Genomic DNA, 18,854 nt, shown 5'->3' on the forward strand with positions numbered 1-18,854 from the left:
CGTATAAGCGTTAAAACCATCGCGCGGGGAAGGCCGGATGTATCAGGCCGTACCTGTGGTGACCGCCGCGTGCTCTTTTCTTTGCACGCGGGCCATGGGTGCCGGCCAGGCATCCGGCCTTCCCTGCGCCCTCGCGTGTTTCGAGGGTGAAACGACCGGCAGAACTCGGCGTGATGGCGCGCGAGGAAGAGGATGTTTGTCTTCACATCATTGCGCAGCGTGCGTAGTCACGCTTGTTGGCTTGCGCGAATGTCTCTCCACCGTCATTCCGGGGCGTGCGCAGCACGAGCCCGGAATCCATTTTCCAGCGTGTCTCGCGGCTCAATGGATTCCGGGCTCGCCCTGCGGGCGCCCCGGAATGACGGCGGAGGTCGCTGCAACAGCGAGCGCGAGAACGCCCTACCCCGCCTGCCCGGCCGCCACGGCCGTCCGCGGCACGGCGACAACAGCGACACGTCGCGGCGACAGGCGCTCGGCCTGCAGCACGGCGAACGTCAGCACGATGATGGCCGTGCCCTGATGCAGCAGCGCGAGCGAGATCGGAACCAGCGCCAGCAGGGTCAAGATCCCAAGCACGGCCTGCACCAGGATCGCGGCGAGCAGCCGGTGCGCGCCGCGCACCACGTCGCGGCCGACGCCGGCACGCATCACGTCGAAGGCGTGCCAGGCTGCCAATGCCAGCAGCGTGTAGGCGGTCATGCGATGCATGAACTGCACCGTCAGGTCGTTCTCGAACAGATTGATCCACCACGGCGAATGGATCCACAGATTGGCCGCCTTCGGGATCAGGCCGCCGTCGATCTCCGGCCAGGTGTTGTAGACGAGGCCGGCGCGCAGGCCTGCCACCAGCGCGCCGAGATAGAGCTGCACGAAGGTGACGCCGACCAGCACCCAGGCCGTCAGCCGCAGCCGCGCCGGCACCTCGGCCTCCTCGCGCGGCGCGAGCCGCCGCAGCGTCCAGACGATCGACGCATAGATCAACAGCGCCAGCGAGAGGTGCGTCGCGAGACGGACCGGCGCCACCTCGGTGCGCTCCGTGAGGCCGGAGGCCACCATCCACCAGCCGACCGCGCCCTGCAGCGCGCCGAGGCCGAAGATCAGCCACAGCCTGCGGCCGAGCGGCCCGGAGACGGCGCCGCGCCACAGGAACCACAGGAAGGGCAGCAGGTAGACCATGCCGATGACCCGGCCGAGCAGCCGGTGGCTCCACTCCCACCAGAAGATCGTCTTGAATTCGTGCAGGGTCATGCCGGCGTTCATCTGCCGATACTGCGGAATGGTCTTGTAGGCCTCGAAGGCGTCGGTCCAGGCCTGCGCGGACAGCGGCGGCAGGGTGCCGGTGACCGGCTTCCATTCCACGATCGAGAGCCCGGATTCGGTCAGCCGCGTGGCGCCGCCGACCAGCACCATCAGCGCGATCAGGCCGGCGACGGCGAGCAGCCAGATGCGGATCGCGGCGAGATCTCGTGTGCGGGGAACCGTGGTCATGGACGTTGAACGCTCGATTGAACCGGGGCTGACAGGCCCTTATAATCCCGGGGAAATCGCGCGCAAGCCGCGCCGCCCCCAGCCGAGGCTGACAATCCCGTCATGACGATCCGCACCCGCAAACTGATCGGCGCCGTCGCGCTGCTCCTGCTCGCTTTCGCCTGGTCGATGATGGGCATGGTGATGGCGCAATTCCCCCTGATCGCCAATTCCGGCTGGCTGCAGGCGGTGTATTACGTCGTCGTCGGCATGGGCTGGGTGCTGCCGGCGATGCCGATCGTGAGCTGGATGCTGCGCCCGGATCCGGAGCGGCAGCAGGGCTGATCAGCCGAGATCGAGCTGGGGCGGCGGCGCGGATTTTTCCCGCGGCAGGGTGATGCCGGCCATCAGCACCTTCAAGGCGCGCAGCGAGCGCGAGCGGCCGTCCCAGGCGATCCGCGGCAGCATGTGCAGATGCGTGCGGCCCTCGCTCTGCACGACGCCTGGCATCGTCGAGGCCGCGCTGACGAAGCCCGCCTGCTCGGCGAGCACGACGTCGCTGCGGCGGAACGAATAGCGGTCGCCGAACGGATACGCCATGTGCCGGACCGGGCGGCGCAGCGCCGTCTCCAGCACCGCCTTGCCCATCGTGATCTCGCGCTGGGCGTCGGCATCCCGGAGATTGGCGAGCACGGGATAGTGCACGGTGGCACTGCCGATCGTGACGTTGGGGTCGGCGGCGAGACGGGCGATATCGGCCCAGTCCATCGAGGCTTCGCGGCTCAGGACGGCGAGATCGACCGAATGGCGCGAGCAGAGGTCGCGGATCGCGATCGACAGCTCGGCCGGTGGCAGCTTGCGCAGCCACGCCGAAAGATACGCGAACAGCTCATATTTTTCGGCCGGCGTGACCACGTTGAAGCGCTGCTCACGATGATCGATCACAAGGCTGATGCGGGCCTCGCGCGCGATCACGGCCTCCAGCGCCAGCCACCAGGCTTCGCCGAGCCCATCGGGGAAGGCCGAGGGCACGTAAACGGTAAACGGCACGCCGTGGCGCGCCAGCACCGGATAGGCGTGCGTGATCAGGTCCTTGGCGGCGCCGTCGAAGCTCAGGCAGGCGAAGCGGCTGCTTTGGGGAAGGCGCACGGCGCGGTCGCAGGCCTCGTCGAGCGAGACGATGTCATAGCCCCAGCGCCTCAGCGCCCGGATCACCTTGTCGAGGAAAACGGGGGTGATCTCCGCGCATTTCAGCGGCTGGAACGCGCCCTTTCGCCGCGGGCGCACGCGCTCGAACCGCAGCACGGCGCCCGCGCCACCCGTGGCGCGCGACGCGAGCAGCGTGCCACCGCTGAAATAGGCCAGCTCGAGCCGGGCGCTGCGCAGCCACCTGTTGTCCGACGACAATTCCCGCGCCCCTTCCCCGAATCCCACTTGAAACCAGACCGTCCGCGCCCACCTGATGCGGACAGACCGTGGCGCGATCGCGTCATGATCACCGCCATCCGATGATAGCGATCGTCCGCCGTCAAGATCGCGTGGCCGCTGCCGATTTGAACAGGTCTTTGTTTGTGCCATTCCCGATTTGGGACGACGTCATTGCCATTACCTTTTGTTGAGACTTCTTTGCGAGGGTCTCCTGACGTCAAGCAACAAAATTCCACGACAACGCGAGCTGCGCGATGACCATGGCCGCCGTGATCGAGAGCCGGACGGCGCAGGCGCCCGCGCGGCGGCTGCCGTCGGGGCTCGCGCGGGTCGACATCGTGTCCGATCTGGCTGCCGCCGAGCCGGTCTGGCGCGCGCTCGAAGTCCCCGAACATGTCTCGACGCCCTACCAGCGCTTCGACCTGCTCGGCGCATGGCAGCGCGACGTCGGCGCGCGCGAGCAAGCGACGCCGTTCATCGTCATCGGACGTGATGCCGAGCAACGCCCGCTGCTGCTGCTGCCGCTGACCTTGCGGCACGCCTGCGGCGTGCGCATCGCCACCTTCATGGGCGGCAAGCATACGACCTTCAACATGCCGCTGATGGATCGCGAATTCGCCGCGCGCGCCAGCGCCGGCGATCTCGACGTCCTGCTCGCAGGGCTGCGCGATCGCGGCGGTGTCGACCTGCTCGCCTTGACACAGCAGCCGGAGCGCTGGCGCGATCTCGCCAATCCGCTGGCGCAATGGCCGCACCAGCCGTCGGTGAACGACTGTCCGGTGCTGTTGATGCCGCCGGGGGCTGCGCCGACGGCGCTGTTGTCGAATTCGTTCCGAAAGCGGCTGAAGAGCAAGGAAAAGAAGCTGCAGGCGCTGCCCGGCTACCGGTACATGGTCGCGAGCAGCGACGCCGAGATCGCCGAACTGCTCGACTGGTTCTTCCGCACCAAGCCGATCCGAATGGCCGAGCAGAGGCTGCCGAACGTGTTCGCCGAGCCCGGCATCGAGGCATTCGTGCGAAGCGCCTGTATGGCAAAGCTCGACTGCGGGCATCGCGCCATCGATATCCACGCGCTGCGCTGCGACGACGAGATCATCGCATTGTTTGCCGGCGTCGCCGACGGGGCGCGCTTCTCGATGATGTTCAACACCTATACGTTGTCGGAGAATGCGCGCTGGAGCCCCGGCCTGATCCTGATGCGCTCGATCATCGATCACTACGCGCAACAGGATTTTCGTGCCCTCGATCTCGGCATCGGATCGGACGACTACAAGCGGATGTTCTGCAAGGATGACGAGCCGATCTTCGACAGCTTCATGCCGTTGACCGCGCGGGGTCGCGTCGCCGCGACGACGATGGCTGCGGTTGGACGGGCCAAGCATGCCGTCAAGCACAGCCCTGCCCTGTTCCGTCTGGCGCAACAGCTGCGCGGCGCGCTGCGATCGCGTGGCGGCGCCGCCAAGGCTGACGAGAGGGCCGAAGATTAGGCGGCGACGCCGCGCGGCCCCGGCTGGTTGCGGTTGGCGCCTCCCGCCGGTGCCTTCAGCATGGTGACGGCGCCGAAACCGACCTCGCGCAGCTGCTCGCTCATCTGGCTGCGCGCCTCGGCAGCCATCTTGGGATCGGGCACGACGACGGCGCGCGCGCCCGCGGTCAGCAGCTCGGCCGGCAGGTCGGAGGCATTGCCAGCGTCGAGCAGGACGTGGTCGTAGACGCGCAGCAGTGCGTCGATCGCGAGCGCGAGCCGCGGCGATTGCAGTTGGCTGCGGTCGGCGCCGGGACGGCCGGCATTGACGATGTGCAGCCGCGAGGCCTGGTCCTTGGTGATGATGGACGCGAACGATGCCTCGCCCAGCATCAGCTCGATCAGCCCGGGCGCGGCCGGATCGACCGAGACGCCCGCAAGCAGTTGCGGGCTGCCGGCGAGGTCGACCAGCACCACGCGCGCCTGCGCCGCCATGGTGCGGGCGATCGCGAGCGCAGTGGACGTGACGGCCTCGCCGCCGGCCGTGCCGAGCACGGTGACCTTGCGGGCGCCCTCGCCCGCGCCGAGCAGATCGGCTGCGAGTTGCTCGAACTCGTTCAGCGGTGGCGGCGCCGGCTTGACCGGCTCGGCCGACGGCGCCTCGGCTGGCTGCATGGCCGTGGGAGGCGGCGGTACCGAAGCCGGACGCGCGGCCTCAACCGGCGCCGACGTCGAAGGTGGTGCAACGGCCGGCGATGCGGAGACCGTACGCGGGGCGATCATCGGCTCGACCCGCGCCGCGAGCACCATGACATCGGCCATGCTGCTCATGGCCGGGGCGGCTGGGCCCACCGCACGCGGAGCCGTGAGGCGCAGCAGCTCGCCGGTGATGACCACGCCCGAGGTCAGCATCAAGGTCGCCAATGTCGCGATCAGCACGATCGGCAGCTTCTTCGGATACGCCGGCGTGTTGGACACCACCGCCCGCGAGATGATCCGTCCATCCGCCGGCGGCGTGTCGAGCGACTCACGGGTGTTCGCCTCGCGGTATTTGGCGAGATACGATTCCAGCAGGTCGCGCTGCGATTTGGCATCCCGCTCCAGCGCCCGCAGCTGGACATCGAGGCCATTGGTGGAGGTGGCCTGCTTCTTGGCCTGATCGAGGCTCTGGCTCAGCATCTGCACCCGCCCGTCGGCGATGCGCGCGTCGCTGTCGAGCGAGCGGGAGATCTTGCCGGCCTCGTCACGGATCTGGCGGTCGAGATCAGCCAGTTGCGCTTTCAGCTCCTTGATGCGCGGGTGATTGTCGAGCAGCGTCGACGACTGTTCCGCGAGTTGCGCGCGCAGGCTCACGCGCTGCTCCGACAAGCGCCGCATCAGCTCCGAATTGAGCACCTCGGACGCCTCGATCGGCTGGCCGCTCTGCAGCATCTCGCGGATCAGCCGCGCCTTGGTCTCGGCATCCGATTTCAAGGCGCGCGCATTGTTGAGCTGGGTATTGACCTCGCCCATCTGCTGGTTGGACAGCGAGGTGTTGTTGGTCCCCATGAACGAATTCGACTTGGCGCGGAACTCCTCGACCCGCGATTCCGCCTCCTCGACCTTCTTGCGCAGGCCCTGGATCTCCCCGGCCAGCCACTGGCTGGCGGACTTCGCCTGCGCCTGCCGAGCGTTCTGCTGAACAACGAGATAGCCGTCCGCGATCGAATTCGCGACCTTCGCCGCAAGCGCCGGATCCTGCGACTGGAACTCGACGACGAGGACGCGCGATTTGTCGACGGCGTAGACGGTCAGGCGTTCGTAATAGGCATCCATGACGCGTTCGTCCGGCGTCATGGCAAGCGGATCCTTCACGAGCCCGACCATCGCCAAGACCGACTTCAGCGGCGACACGCCGCGCAGGACGGGATCAAACTCCGGCAGCTCGCCCAACCTGTTCTTCGCGATAATGTCGCGCGCCAGATCTCGCGACAGGACCAGTTGCACCTGGCTCGTGACCGCCTCGGCATCGAGTGCCGTCCGCTCTTCGGTACGCTCCCCGTTCGGCCGCACGAACACGTTCTCGCGTCCGTCGATCAGGATCCGCGCTTCGGACTTGTAGCGCGGCGTGATCATGTTGACCGCGGTGATCGACAGAACGAGAGCGAGCAGCGTCGGCAAAAGAATGAAGCCACGCTTTCGTGCCAAGGCGCGGCCGACCAGCCGGAGATCGAGATCGCCGGCCGGGCCCGGCTCCGCCGACGATGGCGAGCCTGTCACGGGTCGGACGGAGGCTCCGTCAACCTGTGTCTTCTCGCCGGCACGCCAGAACGCCAACCGCATCATCCACTCCCGCGAGACCTACGCCACGCCGCTACCATACGTGGTACAATTACACTCCATTAAGGTTGCTGACGGGTTAACCGGAGCGCCTGCAACCTCGCCCTATCGAACAATCGTCATCCTTCGCCAAATGCTGCTTGCAACACGTAGGCTTGCGCCAGATCGTCACAATGCTGGAGCGAACCTGCCCGGCAGTGACGACAAGTGAGACTTTGTTAACCATCAAGCCTCTATCGAGGTTGGAGCTATCAATATTCAGCGACGAGAGGCGCCCGTGCTTCCTCTATCCGCCAGTCGTCAGATCAGCTCGCGCAGCGACGCCTGGCTAAACCACGCGCAGGCCGATGGCGCGGGCGAGTTCGACATGGCACCGTCGCAGAACAAACCTCTCAAAATCCTTCACGCGGTCAGAGCTCCCGTCGGCGGCATCTTTCGGCACATCCTCGACCTTGCCAACGGCCAGGTCGATCGCGGGCATGACGTGGGCATCATTGCGGACAGCCTGACCGGCGGCGAACGCGCCGATGCCGCGCTGGCCCAGATCGCGCCTCGCCTGACACTCGGCGTGCACCGCGTTCCCATTCATCGGGAGCCTTGGCCGAGCGACATTCTGGCACTCAGCCGATTCCATCGCCTCTCCCGCGCGCTCGCCCCCGACGTGCTGCACGGCCACGGCGCCAAAGCCGGCGCGTTCGTACGCCTGCTGCCGCATCGGCCAGGAACGATCCGCATCTACACGCCTCACGGCGGCTCGCTGCACTACCCGCTCGACACGCTCAAAGGCGCGCTGTATGGCCGGCTTGAACGTGCGCTGATGAACCGGACGGATCTCTTCCTGTTCGAGAGCGCCTTCGCCCGCGATACCTATGAGCGCATGATCGGCCATCCCAACGGATTGGTGAATTGCGTCTTCAACGGCGTCACTGCAGGCGAATTCGACCCGGTCACGCCGGCTCAGGACCAGACCGACCTGGCTTATGTCGGCGAGTTCAGGCACATCAAGGGCACGGATCTGCTGATCGACGCTGTCGCGCAGTTGCGCTCCCGTGGCCGGCCGCTGACGCTGACCTTGGGCGGCGACGGCGAGGAGATGTCGAAGCTCAAAGCCCAGGTCGAACGCCTCGGTCTTGCGGCCGCGGTGCGTTTCATCGGCCATGTGAAGGCCCGCGACGGATTTTCCAAAGGACGACTGCTCGTCGTTCCGTCGCGCGGCGATTCCATGCCCTATGTCGTGATCGAGGCGGGAGCCGCTGGGGTTCCGATGATCGCGGCGAGGGTCGGCGGCATCCCCGAGATCTTCGGGGCGCACGACGACGCGATGTTCATGCCAGGCAACGCGACCGCGCTGGCCGACGCCATTGCAGCCGCACTGGACGATCCGGCTACCGCGCAGCTGCGCGCCAAGGCGCTGCGCGAGCGGATCTTCCAGCATTTCTCGCAGAAGGCGATGGTCGAGGGCGTGCTCGGCAGCTACCGCGAGGCGTTTACCAAGACCTGACGTCATTTACCATCGCTAACCGTTTCTTCCGATTTGGCCCTTAATCCCGCCGGTGGGGAATTTCCCCCGGCGCTATCAGCGCTTACATGACCACAAATACTAACAAACATAATCCGGGCTTGTACGACTGTGGAACCGATCAACGCTCGCTCGATGTTGGATGCTGCTGCGGCCACGGCCGCATCGACGGCCGCGGCAGGTAAGCCGGCCGTTGAACGACGTCGCCGCCTGTCGCCGGCGGCCCTGGCGGTCGCCAATCAGAAGGTTCACCGCGCCTACTCTCCGATCGTCCTCGCCGGCATCGTCCGCATCACCGATTTCGTGCTGCTGAGCGTCGTCGGCAGCGCCGTCTACTTCGGCTACGTGGTTCCGCTCAGCGGCTTCCATTGGGAGTATCTCGTTGCCATCGTCGGCCTCGCCGTGAGCGCCGTGGTGTGCTTCCAGGCCGCCGACATCTACCAGATCCAGGTCTTCCGCGCCCAGGTGCGGCAGATGACCCGGATGATCTCGTCCTACTGCTTCGTGTTCCTGCTGTTCATAGGACTGTCCTTCTTCGCCAAGATCGGCAGCGAAGTCTCCCGTCTCTGGCTCGCCGCGTTCTTCTTCGTGGGGCTCGGCGCGCTGATCGCGAGCCGCGTCGTGCTGCGCAACCTGATCCGCAGCTGGGCCAGGCAAGGACGTCTCGATCGACGGACCATCATCGTCGGAGCCGACCAGAGCGGCGAGGACCTGGTGCGTGCGCTGAAGGCGCAGGACGACTCCGAGATCGAGATCCTCGGCGTGTTCGACGACCGCAACGACTCGCGATCGCTCGAAGCCTGCGCCGGTGCGCCGAAGCTCGGCAAGGTCGACGATATCGTCGAGTTTGCCCGCCGCACCCGCGTCGACCTGGTGCTGTTCGCGCTGCCGATCTCGGCGGAGACCCGCATCCTGGACATGCTGAAGAAGCTGTGGGTGCTGCCGGTCGACATCCGCCTTTCGGCCCATACCAACAAGCTGCGTTTCCGCCCGCGTTCCTACTCCTATCTGGGCGCGGTCCCGACGCTCGACGTGTTCGAGGCTCCCATCACCGACTGGGACCTGGTGATGAAGATGCTGTTCGATCGACTGGTCGGCGGCCTCATCCTGCTGCTCGCACTGCCGGTGATGGCGCTGGTTGCGCTTGCGATCAAGCTCGACAGCCCGGGACCGGTGCTGTTCCGGCAGAAGCGGTTCGGCTTCAACAACGAGCGCATCGACGTCTTCAAGTTCCGGTCGCTCTATCACCACCAGGCTGATCCCACGGCGTCCAAGGTCGTCACCAAGAACGATCCACGCGTCACCCGCGTCGGCCGCTTCATCCGCAAGACCAGCCTCGATGAGCTGCCGCAGCTGTTCAACGTGGTGTTCAAGGGCAACCTCTCTCTGGTCGGTCCGCGGCCGCACGCCGTGCAGGGCAAATTGCAGAACCGGATGTTCGACGAGGCCGTCGACGGCTACTTCGCCCGCCACCGCGTCAAGCCGGGGATCACTGGATGGGCCCAGATCAACGGCTGGCGCGGCGAGATCGACAACCAGGAGAAGATCCAGAAGCGAGTCGAGTTCGACCTCTACTACATCGAGAACTGGTCCGTGCTGTTCGACCTCTACATCCTGCTCAAGACGCCGCTGGCGCTGATGACCAAGAGCGAGAACGCCTATTGATTGCGGGGATCCGGAGCGGGCCCACGTCCGCTTCGCGCGTGTGTCTGGCCGATCCCGCCATGCGTTGCGTATGAGTGTGAGTTCGCGATGGCCGTGACGGCAGTAGCCGAAGAGTTCGCATCCAGGCCGATCGCCCCTCCGGGCGTCGTCGCCCTGCAGCGCACGCTGGTCTGGCTGGTCGGGGTCTCCGGCGCCATCGTGTTCATCGAACCGAGCCCCTATGAGCTCGTCACGCTCGCCTCCGCCGCGGTGTTCTTCGCGACCGGCATGAGGCTGCGCCTCGTCTTCCTGCCGCTCCTCCTGTTGCTGGTCCTGGTCAATCTCGGCTACACGATCAGCGCGATACCGCTGCTCGACGATTCCAAGATCGCGACCTGGATCGCCACCTCCTGGTACATGGCGTTCACGGCGATCTTCATTGCCATGCTCACGTCGGACGATACCGAATCGCGGCTCGACATGCTCCGGCGCGGCCTCGTGATGGGCGGCGCGATCGCAGCCCTCGCGGGTGTCGCCGGCTATTTCCATCTGGTGCCCGGTGGCTACGATCTCCTCACCTTGTATGGCCGCGCGCGCGGCACGTTCAAGGACCCCAACGTGCTCGGCGCGTTCCTGATCCTGCCGGCGCTGCTCGCGCTGCAGAACGTCGTGACCGCCCGCTTCGCCGCGACATTGCGCGCCAGCTTTGCGCTCGGCGTGATGGCGCTCGCCATCCTGCTCGCCTTCTCGCGCGCGGCCTGGGGCGGCCTCGTCCTCACCGCCGCCTTCATGCTGGCGATGATGGTGCTCACCAGCCAGACGCGGGGCGAGCGCTCCCGCATCATCTTCATGACGTTGGCGGCCGCCGTGGCCGGCATCGTCCTGATCGGCGTTCTGCTCTCGATCGATTCCATCGCCGACATGTTCAAGCAGCGGGCAAGCTTCGACCAGAGCTATGACGAGGGCCGCTTCGGACGCTTCGGACGCCACATTCTCGGCGCCGACATGGCGCTCGACCTGCCGTTCGGGATCGGGCCGCTGCAGTTCCACAACTACTTCCCCGAGGACACCCACAACTCCTATCTGAACGCCTTCATGTCGGGCGGCTGGCTGTCCGGCATCTGCTATCCCGCGCTGGTGTTCACCACTGTCATTCTCGGCTTCCGCTATCTGTTCGTGCGCGTGCCCTGGCAGCGCACCTACATCGCGGTGTTCTCGGCGTTCCTCGGCACCGTCGGCGAAAGCTTCATCATCGACACCGACCACTGGCGACACTTCTTCCTGATGCTCGGCACGATGTGGGGCATGATCGCCGCCACGCGCGCCCATCAGGCCGAGGCGAACCGATCCGCAGGGATCGGCCCGCACATCGCAGCCTACTAATCCTCCACCGTGAACGTCAGGCCGGCGTGGTCGACCAGCCGCTTGATCAAGCTGTCGCCGAGCGCGGCGCCGGGCGTCCAGAAACCGCCCTTCACAACGGCACCATCGCGCTGCAGGCCGATGGCGCATTCGCTGATCATCCTCGCCGTCAGACCGTAGCCGGGATCGCCCTTCCCTTTCACCGACGCGCAAACGCGCCGTCCGTCGGGAGACACTGCGACGTACAACAGGTCGAAGTATCCGTTGTCCCGCATCTCCTTCGAGGGCCCCTCCCCGACCTTGGGCGCATTCGGGCCGGTCTTCTCGGCATTTGCCGCCATGACCAACTTGGCGTTGGCTTGGCCTTCCTCTCCATCGCCCGTCAGCACCATTTCGTCGTAGACAAAGTCCTGCCCGTACGGAAAACCCATCAGCACGTTGGCACGATGGACGTTGCGTGTGTTGACCAGCGCCATTGCAAACGGCGCGGCCCAAGACTGGAGATCCTCCTCATAGATCGGTCGGTTGGCCGGTGGCTGCTTCGGGCCGGTGAATCCCGGCGTCAGCGCGAACGGGTCCTTCATGATCGCCACAAGGCTCAAATCGGCGGTCAATGCCGCCGCTGTTGCCTTGGCGCTCGCCGAAGTGCCGCCCGACAGCGAGCCGCTCATGCCGCGAATGCGCCCCTTCACGCGCGGCTGTGGCGCACCTAGCACCTGTTTTGCCTGCTGCTGCACGAACAGCACGCCGAGCTCGAACGGCACCGAGTCGAAGCCACACGAGAACAGGATTCTTGCACCGCTGCGCTCCGCCTCATCTCGATGCTTCTCGATCATCTGGCGCATCCACAGCGGCTCGCCACAGAGATCGACATAATCGGTCCCCGCAGCGACGCAGGCGGCGAGCACATCGGCCCCGTAGAGCTGATAGGGTCCGACCGTAGTCAACACCAGTCTAGCCTGATCGACCATCGTGCGAATGGAGCCGGGGTCGCTGGAATCGGCCACGATCAGCGGCAGATCAGGCGGCGCTCCGACCGCATCGCGCACCTTGGCGAGCTTGTCGCGGCTGCGCCCAGCCATGGCCCAGGTCAGCTTGGCTTCGCCGCTACCGCGCGCGGCGAGATACTCGGCCACGAGTTGGCCGGTGAAACCGGTTGCACCATAAACGACGATGTCGAATTTAGCCGACGTCATGGTTGCTCTCTGGGCCGCGGCGGATGGATTCCACCGCTCTTAGCCCTCCACCGTGAACGTCAGGCCGGCGTGGTCCACCAGCCGCTGGATCAGGCTGTCGCGGAGCGCCGCGCCCGGGGTCCAGAACCCGCCCTTCACGCCGGCGCCGTCGCGCAACAGGCCGACGGCGCATTCACTGATCATCTTCGAGGTCGAACCGTAGCCGGGATCGCGGTTGCCCTTCACGGATGCGCGGACCTGGCGGCCGTCGGGGGCTATCGCGACGAAGAGAAGATTGTAGTAGCCGTTCTCGCGCTCCTCCTTCGAGGGACCCTCGCCCGGCTTCGGCGCGTTGGGGCCGGTTTTCTCGGCATTCGCCGCCATCACCTTCTTGGCGTTGGCCTCGCCCTTCTCGCCCGGGCCGGTCAGCACCATCTCGTCATAGACGAAGTCCTGCCCGTAGGGAAAACCCATTAGCATGTTGGAGCGGTGGACATTGCGGGTGTTGATCAGCGCCATCATGAACGGCGCCGTCCAGGACTGCAGATCTTCCTCATAGACGGGCTTGTTGCCCGACGGCTGCTTCGGACCCTTGAAGCCGGGCGTCAGGGCGAACGAGTCCTTGAGGATCGCGACCAGGCTCAGATCCTTGGCGACCGCATCGAAGGTCGCCTTGGCGCTCGCCGCGGTGCCGCCCGAGAGCGTGCCGCTCATGCCGCGGACGCGGCCCTTCACACGCGACGCTGCGGCGCCGAGCACCTTCTTGGCCTGCTGCTGCACGAAATAGACGCCGAGCTCGAACGGCACGGAATCGAAGCCGCAGGAGAACACGATGCGCGCGCCGCTCTTCTCGGCGGTGGCCTGATGCTTGTCGATCATCTGCCGCATCCACACCGGCTCGCCGCACAGATCGACGTAGTCGGTGCCGGTCTCGGCGCAGGCCGCGACGAGCTCGTTGCCATAGAGCTGATAGGGACCGACGGTGGTCAGCACCAGCTTCGTCTGCGCCACCATGGCCTGCAGGGATGCAGGATCTGAGGCGTCCGCCGCGATCAGCGGCGTATCGGCAGGCGCACCGATCTGGTCCCTGACAGCCGCGAGCTTGTCGAGGCTCCGGCCCGCCATCGCCCAGCGCAGCGAGCTGTCGCCGCCATATTGCGTGGCCAAATATTCAGCGACGAGCTGCCCGGTGAAACCGGTCGCGCCATAGACGATGATATCGAACTTGGATGACGTCATTCTTGTTCCCTAGCGATCAGCTGCGATTTTAGTGCCCCGTCATTGCGAGGAGCGCAGCGACGAAGCAATCCAGAGTCCCGTCCTCAGCCCTGGATTGCTTCGCTGCGCTCGCAATGACGGAGTTTGCGGTCTACTTTTTTCCATAAGACACATTCATGCCGGCGCGGACGTCGTTCTGGATGCCGTAGGGGGCGATCGGGTAGCGCAGGCCGTTCCTGGCAAGCTGTTTCATGCCGGCGATCGCCTTGGCGAGATCGGATGGCTTCAGCGCCATCAGCATCTCTTCGTCCGGCACGCCGCCATAGCGGCGCTCGGCGAAGCATGGCAGCGACAGGCTCGGCTCGCCGGTTTTCAGCGCGCGTCCCCAGGAGTCGGCGCAGGCGGTCTCGCCGACGACGCCCCATTCGAACTTCTTGTAGCCGACATATTGCAGGCCGTTGATCAGGATGATCATCTGTCCCGGCGTCGCATAGACCAGGCAGATGTCCGGCGGGTCCAGCCGGCCGCTCGACAGCGGGCTGACGGCCATGGCCTGGTAGCGGCCGAACGGCACGACATCCAGCGCCTCCTGTCGCTTGCGCGCGTCCTCCGCCGTGCCGTGCCAGACGCCGACATAGTTCGCGCCCTCGAGCCAGGTGTCGTCCTGCGGGCCGAGCCCGATCACCGCGCGGCACTGCGCGCCGACCAGATCATCTCCGGTGATGCCGACTGTCCAGCCGAGCCGCGAGGCCATGCTGACGATCTGGTCGGTGGTGTGCACCGCGTTGGGCCGGCGGATCTTCTCCACCGCTTCCATGTCCTCGACGCGGGCGAACATCTTGATGCCGATCACGGTCGTCTTCAGCCGCAGCAGGCCGTTGAGATCGGCCACCATGGCCGCCAGATCCAGCCTGTCCGTCCCGTTCGGCTGTTGCATGTGGCGCTCCCTCCCTACCGCACCGCCTGCCGGTCCAATGCGTGGTTCGACTTCGGGGCGCTTGTTAGACCCTCGCACCGCGTGATGCCAGTATTTCCGCCCTCCGGGCTCGCCCGCCATACCATGATCCTTCTCGATATTACGGGAATCACTTATGAATTTTCGATCCTCGGACAGGATCAGTCGATGACCCGCAGCGACCGGAAGGAAGGCGCCAAGAGCGCAACGGCCGGCCCCGGCGGAACGCCCGTGCTGTCGCCCGCCGCGCTCTACGAGGCGGGACTGCATCACCTCGGCGGAGGGCGTCTGCTCGATGCCCAGATGTGCTGCGAGCAGGCGCTGGCGGCCGACCCGGCCCACGCCGACAGCCTTGCGCTGATGGGCATCATCGCGCTGCAGACCGGCCAGCACGACCATGCCGTTGCGTGGTTCTCGCGCGCGATCCGACAGACGCCGAAGATCGACTATCTCACCAGCCTCGGCTTCACCCTGAAGCAGATGGGCCGGCTCGACGACGCCCTCGCCGTCTTCGACAAGGCGATCCAGCTCAAGCCCGACGAGGCCGAGTTGTGGAAGCATATGGGCGGCGTGCTGCTGGCGCTCGACCGTGGCGCCGAGGCGCTGCTGAGCTATCAGCACGCGCTGACGATCGATCCTTCGCACCGCGAGGCCGCGTTCCAGAGCGGCCTGCTGCTGCATCAGCAGCAGCGTTATGAGGAAGCCGCCCAGGCCTTCACGATCTGCCTGACGCAGCAGCCGAATGACCTGCAGTCGCTGCAGATGCGCGCCCGGTGCCTCCGCGAGCTCAAACACTACGACGCGTATCTGGCCGATTGTGAACGCGCGCATGCGCTGGCGCCGACCGAGGCGATGGTCTGCAACAATCTCGGTGATGCGTTCGTCTGCCTCGGCCGCAACGCGGAGGCGCTGCCGTGGTTCGACGAGGCGCTGAGCCTGCGCCCGAACTTCGTCGAGGTGCTGCTGAACAAGGGCTTTGCGCTGCTTCAGTTGCTGCGCTTCGAGGATGCGGCCGCCGTCTACCGGCAGATCCTCGCGCTCGAGCCGGGTCACGCCAAGGCGGCCTGGCAGCTTGCCCATGTAGAGCTGCAATGCGGCGACTACGCCGCGGGCTGGGCGCGGCGCGAGGCACGCTGGAACATGCCGGATTTCTCGCCCGATTATCCGCGCTTTGTCGAACCGAAATGGCTGGGCAAAGAGGACATTTCCGGCAGGACCCTCCTGATCGAGGAGGACGAGGGTTTGGGCGACACCATCCAGTTCGCGCGCTACCTGCCGATGGTCGCCGCGCGCGGCGCCAGGGTGATCCTGGTGGTCCGCGAGGCGCTGCGGCCGCTGCTGACCGGTGTCGAAGGCGTGTCCCAATGCCTTGCGTTCGCACCGGAGCTGCACCGGCCGGCCTTCGACATGCACTGCCCGGTGATGAGCCTGCCGCTCGCCTTCGGCACCACGCTCGCCACCGTCCCGCCCGCGTCCTATCTGCCGCCGCTCCCGGCCGAGCGCATCGCGGCCTGGGAGCAGCGGCTCGGGGCGCATGACCGGCTGCGGGTCGGCCTCGTCTGGTCCGGCAACCCGCACCAGGGCAACGACCGCAACCGCTCGATGCCGCTGTCGACCTTGCTGCCGCTGCTCGATCTCGACGCGGATTTCGTCAGCCTGCAAAAGGAGCTGCGGCCCTCGGACAGAGCGCTGCTGGCGCAGCAGGGCGGCATCCGCGACCTCACCGGCGAGCTGACCGACTTCGTCGAGACTGCGGCCTTGATTTCCTGTCTCGATGTCGTCGTCACGGTCTGCACCAGCGTCGCGCATCTCGCCGCCACGCTCGGACGGCCGACTTGGATCATGCTGCCATACTTGGCCGACTGGCGCTGGCTCAGGGATCGCGACGACAGCCCGTGGTATCCGAGCGCGCGGCTGTTCCGGCAGGATTCGAGCTGCCGCTACGAGCCGGTCGTCGCGCGCGTGCGCGGCGAGCTGGCCGCGAAAGCGGCGAGCTTCAGCAAGACGATTGCCTAGGCCGGTCCCGGAAACAGATCGTCGATGCGGCCGCGCAGGCGGTAGGCCACGAGCCCGACCCATTCGCGCACGGCGATGTCGGCGCGCCGCAGGCCGAGCAGCGAGATGCCGTCGAAGTCGAGCACGCGGCCGACGCGCCAGTCCACCGGATAGGGCTCGACCGGAAAGCCGGCCTTGCGGAACAGCCCGACCGAGCGCGGCATGTGATAGGCCGAGGTCACCAGCAGCCAGCGCTCGCCCGGCTTCGGGGAGATCATCGCCTTGGAGAAGATCGCATTCTCGTAGGTGTTGCGCGACTGCCGCTCCAGCAACAGCCGCTCCCTGGGGACGCCGAGGCTGAGCAGGATCTCGGCGCCGACGTCGGCCTCCTTGGCCTCGGTCGCGATCAGATTGGCGCTGCCGCCGGTGAACAGGATGCGCGCGTTCGGATAGCGCCGCGCCAGCGCGGCGGCCTGGATCACCCGGTCGGCGCCCGCCACCGTCACCGGCATGCCGTACATGACCGACAGGTCGGAATCGACGGGACCACCGAGCACGATGATGCCGTCGGGCGCACCGTTCGCCGGGTCCCATTTCGGAAACCGGCTCTCCAGCGGATAGAGCATCAGGCTGCCGAGCGGCGTCAGGCCGACGATCGCCAGCAGCAGCATGGCCGAGACGACCAGCCTGCGCCCCAGCACGGCAAAGCGGGTCAGCATCAGGATGGCGCCTGCGAGGCCCAGCGCGATCATGAAATTGGTCGGCAGTGCCAGCAGGCCGAGCGTCTTCGACAGCACAAAGAACATTGCGAGCTCCGGCGCGGAGTGAGGTGCCACGGCCGCCCTCATACACGACAGCGGCCATGCGTCGCCATCTCTCTGCGGCGGCCGGCGGATGCGCTATGCTCGGTCCCGAACCGGTACGAATGAGAGGACCATGGCCCATCACCATCTGCACGCGAGCCCCGAGACCTGCCATTGGGGCTTCTTCGAATCCCGGCTGAAGCCGGTGCTCACGATCGACAGCGGTGACGAGGTCACGATCGATTCGATCAGCGGCGGGCCCGACGTGGTGCCCGACACCAGCAAATTCCACGTGCCGCCGGAATTGTTCGACGTCCACGCCCGCAGCGAGCGCATGGTGCCCGGCCACATCCTGACCGGCCCGATCGCGGTCAAGGGCGCGGAGGTCGGCGACGTGCTCGAGGTCGACATCCTCGACGTCCAGCTGCGGCAGGACTGGGGCTACAATTTCATCCGGCCGCTGGCGGGCACCCTGCCCGACGATTTCCACGAGAGCCGGCTGATGAACATCCCGCTCGACAAGGACCGGATGGTCGGCAAGCTGCCGTGGGGCCTGGAGCTGCCGCTGGCGCCGTTCTTCGGCGTGATGGGCGTGGCGCCGCCGCCGGCCTGGGGCCGCATCACCTCGCTGATCCCGCGTGCGATGGGCGGCAATCTCGACAACAAGGAGCTCGGCGCCGGCGCCAAGCTGTATCTGCCGGTGTTCGTGCCGGGCGCGCTGTTCTCCTGCGGCGACGGCCACGGCGTGCAGGGCGACGGCGAGGTCTGCGTCACCGCGATCGAGACCGCGCTGCAGGGGCGTTTCCGTCTCACCGTGCGCAAGGATCTCAACTTCGACTATCCGCGCGCCGAGACGGCCACCCACTACATGACGATGGCGATGGACCCCGACCTCGACCAGTGCGCGGTGAAGGCGCTGCGCGACATGATCGTGCTGCTCGGCGAGAAGCGCAATTTGTCGCGCGAGGACGCCTACACGCTGTGCAGCCTCGCCGCCGATCTGCGGGTGACCCAGACTGTCAACGGCTCCAAGGGCATTCATTGCATGATCGCGAAGGCCGTCGTGCACGGGTGAGAAGACAGGGCTGAGCGTCGGGCCAAACACACTGCTGTCGTCCCTGCGAACGCAGAGACCCAACCACCGAACCAAGTCGTGACGCGAGGTGGTTGGACTTGCGCAAGCCAACTGCTCCCTGGGGTTATGGGTCCCCGCGTTCGCGGGGACGATGCCATTGATGCCGCGCGAGGGAGCGCATCGAACGACGCGTGACGTCGCGCTGCCGCGGCAGATCCTGCCCGGGTCATGCTGCAGATCTCACCCTCTGAAATGTCGGAGGGCGCAGGGAAGGCCAGGCGCCGGCTGGCGCCTGCGGCCCGCCTGCGAGAAAAATGCAGGCGGCAGGTACCACAGGTGCAGCCGAGAACGCCCGGCGGGCTCAATCGGTGGTCGCAACACCAAGTGTTTTCATTCGTGACAGCAGCTCGTCAAGCGCTTCTGCTGGAG

The 18,854-nt window shown here is 66.4% G+C and carries 15 protein-coding genes; 7 read left to right on the plus strand and 8 right to left on the minus strand.

What is annotated here, in order from left to right:
* Positions 1 to 399 precede the first annotated feature (399 nt).
* Positions 400 to 1,488, minus strand: a complete 1,089-nt coding sequence (locus ACQR0W_RS19830; RefSeq protein WP_315827187.1) for a COX15/CtaA family protein — start codon at positions 1,486 to 1,488, stop codon at positions 400 to 402.
* A gap of 102 nt (positions 1,489 to 1,590) precedes the next feature.
* Here ACQR0W_RS19830 and ACQR0W_RS19835 point away from each other — a divergent pair, with 102 nt between their 5' ends.
* On the plus strand, positions 1,591 to 1,812 hold the full coding sequence (locus ACQR0W_RS19835; protein WP_315711497.1) for a DUF2842 domain-containing protein: 222 nt from the start codon (positions 1,591 to 1,593) through the stop codon (positions 1,810 to 1,812).
* Here the strand turns inward: ACQR0W_RS19835 and ACQR0W_RS19840 are convergent, their stop codons facing one another.
* Entirely contained in the window at positions 1,813 to 2,874 is a 1,062-nt protein-coding gene (locus tag ACQR0W_RS19840; protein ID WP_316170101.1) for a polysaccharide deacetylase family protein, read from the minus strand.
* 275 nt (positions 2,875 to 3,149) lie between these two features.
* Between ACQR0W_RS19840 and ACQR0W_RS19845 the strand changes: the two genes are divergently transcribed.
* A complete protein-coding gene (locus ACQR0W_RS19845) occupies positions 3,150 to 4,382 on the plus strand; it encodes a GNAT family N-acetyltransferase (protein ID WP_316170100.1) in 1,233 nt (410 codons plus the stop codon).
* Here the strand turns inward: ACQR0W_RS19845 and ACQR0W_RS19850 are convergent.
* Together ACQR0W_RS19850 and ACQR0W_RS19855 are read right to left on the minus strand one after the other, a co-directional pair.
* Positions 4,379 to 6,682 carry a GumC family protein gene (locus ACQR0W_RS19850; RefSeq protein WP_316170099.1) on the minus strand — a complete coding sequence of 768 codons (2,304 nt, stop codon included), beginning with the start codon at positions 6,680 to 6,682 and terminating at the stop codon, positions 4,379 to 4,381. The genes ACQR0W_RS19845 and ACQR0W_RS19850 overlap by 4 nt on opposite strands.
* A gap of 325 nt (positions 6,683 to 7,007) precedes the next feature.
* Positions 7,008 to 7,160 (minus strand): hypothetical protein, encoded by a 153-nt coding sequence (locus tag ACQR0W_RS19855; RefSeq protein ID WP_315755033.1) that lies wholly within the window; start codon positions 7,158 to 7,160, stop codon positions 7,008 to 7,010.
* Here ACQR0W_RS19855 and ACQR0W_RS19860 point away from each other — a divergent pair.
* The 3 genes from ACQR0W_RS19860 (at position 7,110) to ACQR0W_RS19870 (ending at position 11,225) form a co-directional block, all read left to right on the plus strand.
* Complete coding sequence (locus ACQR0W_RS19860) at positions 7,110 to 8,180, plus strand: glycosyltransferase family 4 protein (RefSeq protein WP_316170322.1); 1,071 nt, start codon at positions 7,110 to 7,112, stop codon at positions 8,178 to 8,180. The genes ACQR0W_RS19855 and ACQR0W_RS19860 overlap by 51 nt on opposite strands.
* A 153-nt stretch (positions 8,181 to 8,333) precedes the next feature.
* Positions 8,334 to 9,863: an undecaprenyl-phosphate glucose phosphotransferase gene (locus tag ACQR0W_RS19865; RefSeq protein ID WP_316170098.1), complete on the plus strand. Its 1,530-nt coding sequence runs from the start codon at positions 8,334 to 8,336 to the stop codon at positions 9,861 to 9,863.
* A gap of 87 nt (positions 9,864 to 9,950) precedes the next feature.
* Positions 9,951 to 11,225 (plus strand): O-antigen ligase family protein, encoded by a 1,275-nt coding sequence (locus ACQR0W_RS19870; RefSeq protein ID WP_316170097.1) that lies wholly within the window; start codon positions 9,951 to 9,953, stop codon positions 11,223 to 11,225.
* Here ACQR0W_RS19870 and ACQR0W_RS19875 read toward each other — a convergent pair.
* The 3 genes from ACQR0W_RS19875 to ACQR0W_RS19885 all read right to left on the minus strand — a co-directional run bounded on the left by ACQR0W_RS19875 (position 11,222) and on the right by ACQR0W_RS19885 (position 14,534).
* The gene (locus ACQR0W_RS19875; protein ID WP_316170096.1) at positions 11,222 to 12,400 is read right to left on the minus strand and encodes a saccharopine dehydrogenase family protein; all 1,179 of its coding nucleotides are present in this window, start codon (positions 12,398 to 12,400) and stop codon (positions 11,222 to 11,224) included. The genes ACQR0W_RS19870 and ACQR0W_RS19875 overlap by 4 nt on opposite strands.
* Before the next feature lie 39 nt (positions 12,401 to 12,439).
* Positions 12,440 to 13,618 (minus strand): saccharopine dehydrogenase family protein, encoded by a 1,179-nt coding sequence (locus tag ACQR0W_RS19880; protein ID WP_316170095.1) that lies wholly within the window; start codon positions 13,616 to 13,618, stop codon positions 12,440 to 12,442.
* Between the two features lie 130 nt (positions 13,619 to 13,748).
* Entirely contained in the window at positions 13,749 to 14,534 is a 786-nt protein-coding gene (locus ACQR0W_RS19885; protein ID WP_315711487.1) for a DUF169 domain-containing protein, read from the minus strand.
* A gap of 186 nt (positions 14,535 to 14,720) precedes the next feature.
* Here ACQR0W_RS19885 and ACQR0W_RS19890 point away from each other — a divergent pair, with 186 nt between their 5' ends.
* On the plus strand, positions 14,721 to 16,568 hold the full coding sequence (locus ACQR0W_RS19890) for a tetratricopeptide repeat protein (protein ID WP_316170321.1): 1,848 nt from the start codon (positions 14,721 to 14,723) through the stop codon (positions 16,566 to 16,568).
* Here ACQR0W_RS19890 and ACQR0W_RS19895 read toward each other — a convergent pair.
* Positions 16,565 to 17,353 (minus strand): YdcF family protein, encoded by a 789-nt coding sequence (locus ACQR0W_RS19895; protein WP_315711485.1) that lies wholly within the window; start codon positions 17,351 to 17,353, stop codon positions 16,565 to 16,567. The two genes, ACQR0W_RS19890 and ACQR0W_RS19895, sit on opposite strands and share 4 nt — an antisense overlap.
* Positions 17,354 to 17,483: 130 nt before the next feature.
* On the opposite strand from ACQR0W_RS19895, the gene ACQR0W_RS19900 reads away from it, so the two are divergent.
* Entirely contained in the window at positions 17,484 to 18,425 is a 942-nt protein-coding gene (locus ACQR0W_RS19900) for an acetamidase/formamidase family protein (RefSeq protein WP_315711483.1), read from the plus strand.
* Positions 18,426 to 18,854: the final 429 nt, after the last annotated feature.

Origin of the sequence: Bradyrhizobium sp. HKCCYLRH1034 (assembly GCF_051168375.1) — a bacterium.
GTDB lineage: Bacteria > Pseudomonadota > Alphaproteobacteria > Rhizobiales > Xanthobacteraceae > Bradyrhizobium.

Coding starts and splice junctions, on each gene's coding strand:
- ACQR0W_RS19830 (WP_315827187.1), bottom strand. CDS start 1,488: ATGACCACGGTTCCCCGCACACGAGATCTCGCCGCGATCCGCATCTGG.
- ACQR0W_RS19835 (WP_315711497.1), top strand. CDS start 1,591: ATGACGATCCGCACCCGCAAACTGATCGGCGCCGTCGCGCTGCTCCTG.
- ACQR0W_RS19845 (WP_316170100.1), top strand. CDS start 3,150: ATGACCATGGCCGCCGTGATCGAGAGCCGGACGGCGCAGGCGCCCGCG.
- ACQR0W_RS19850 (WP_316170099.1), bottom strand. CDS start 6,682: ATGCGGTTGGCGTTCTGGCGTGCCGGCGAGAAGACACAGGTTGACGGA.
- ACQR0W_RS19855 (WP_315755033.1), bottom strand. CDS start 7,160: ATGCCCGCGATCGACCTGGCCGTTGGCAAGGTCGAGGATGTGCCGAAA.
- ACQR0W_RS19865 (WP_316170098.1), top strand. CDS start 8,334: ATGTTGGATGCTGCTGCGGCCACGGCCGCATCGACGGCCGCGGCAGGT.
- ACQR0W_RS19870 (WP_316170097.1), top strand. CDS start 9,951: ATGGCCGTGACGGCAGTAGCCGAAGAGTTCGCATCCAGGCCGATCGCC.
- ACQR0W_RS19875 (WP_316170096.1), bottom strand. CDS start 12,400: ATGACGTCGGCTAAATTCGACATCGTCGTTTATGGTGCAACCGGTTTC.
- ACQR0W_RS19880 (WP_316170095.1), bottom strand. CDS start 13,618: ATGACGTCATCCAAGTTCGATATCATCGTCTATGGCGCGACCGGTTTC.
- ACQR0W_RS19885 (WP_315711487.1), bottom strand. CDS start 14,534: ATGCAACAGCCGAACGGGACGGACAGGCTGGATCTGGCGGCCATGGTG.
- ACQR0W_RS19890 (WP_316170321.1), top strand. CDS start 14,721: ATGACCCGCAGCGACCGGAAGGAAGGCGCCAAGAGCGCAACGGCCGGC.
- ACQR0W_RS19895 (WP_315711485.1), bottom strand. CDS start 17,353: ATGTTCTTTGTGCTGTCGAAGACGCTCGGCCTGCTGGCACTGCCGACC.
- ACQR0W_RS19900 (WP_315711483.1), top strand. CDS start 17,484: ATGGCCCATCACCATCTGCACGCGAGCCCCGAGACCTGCCATTGGGGC.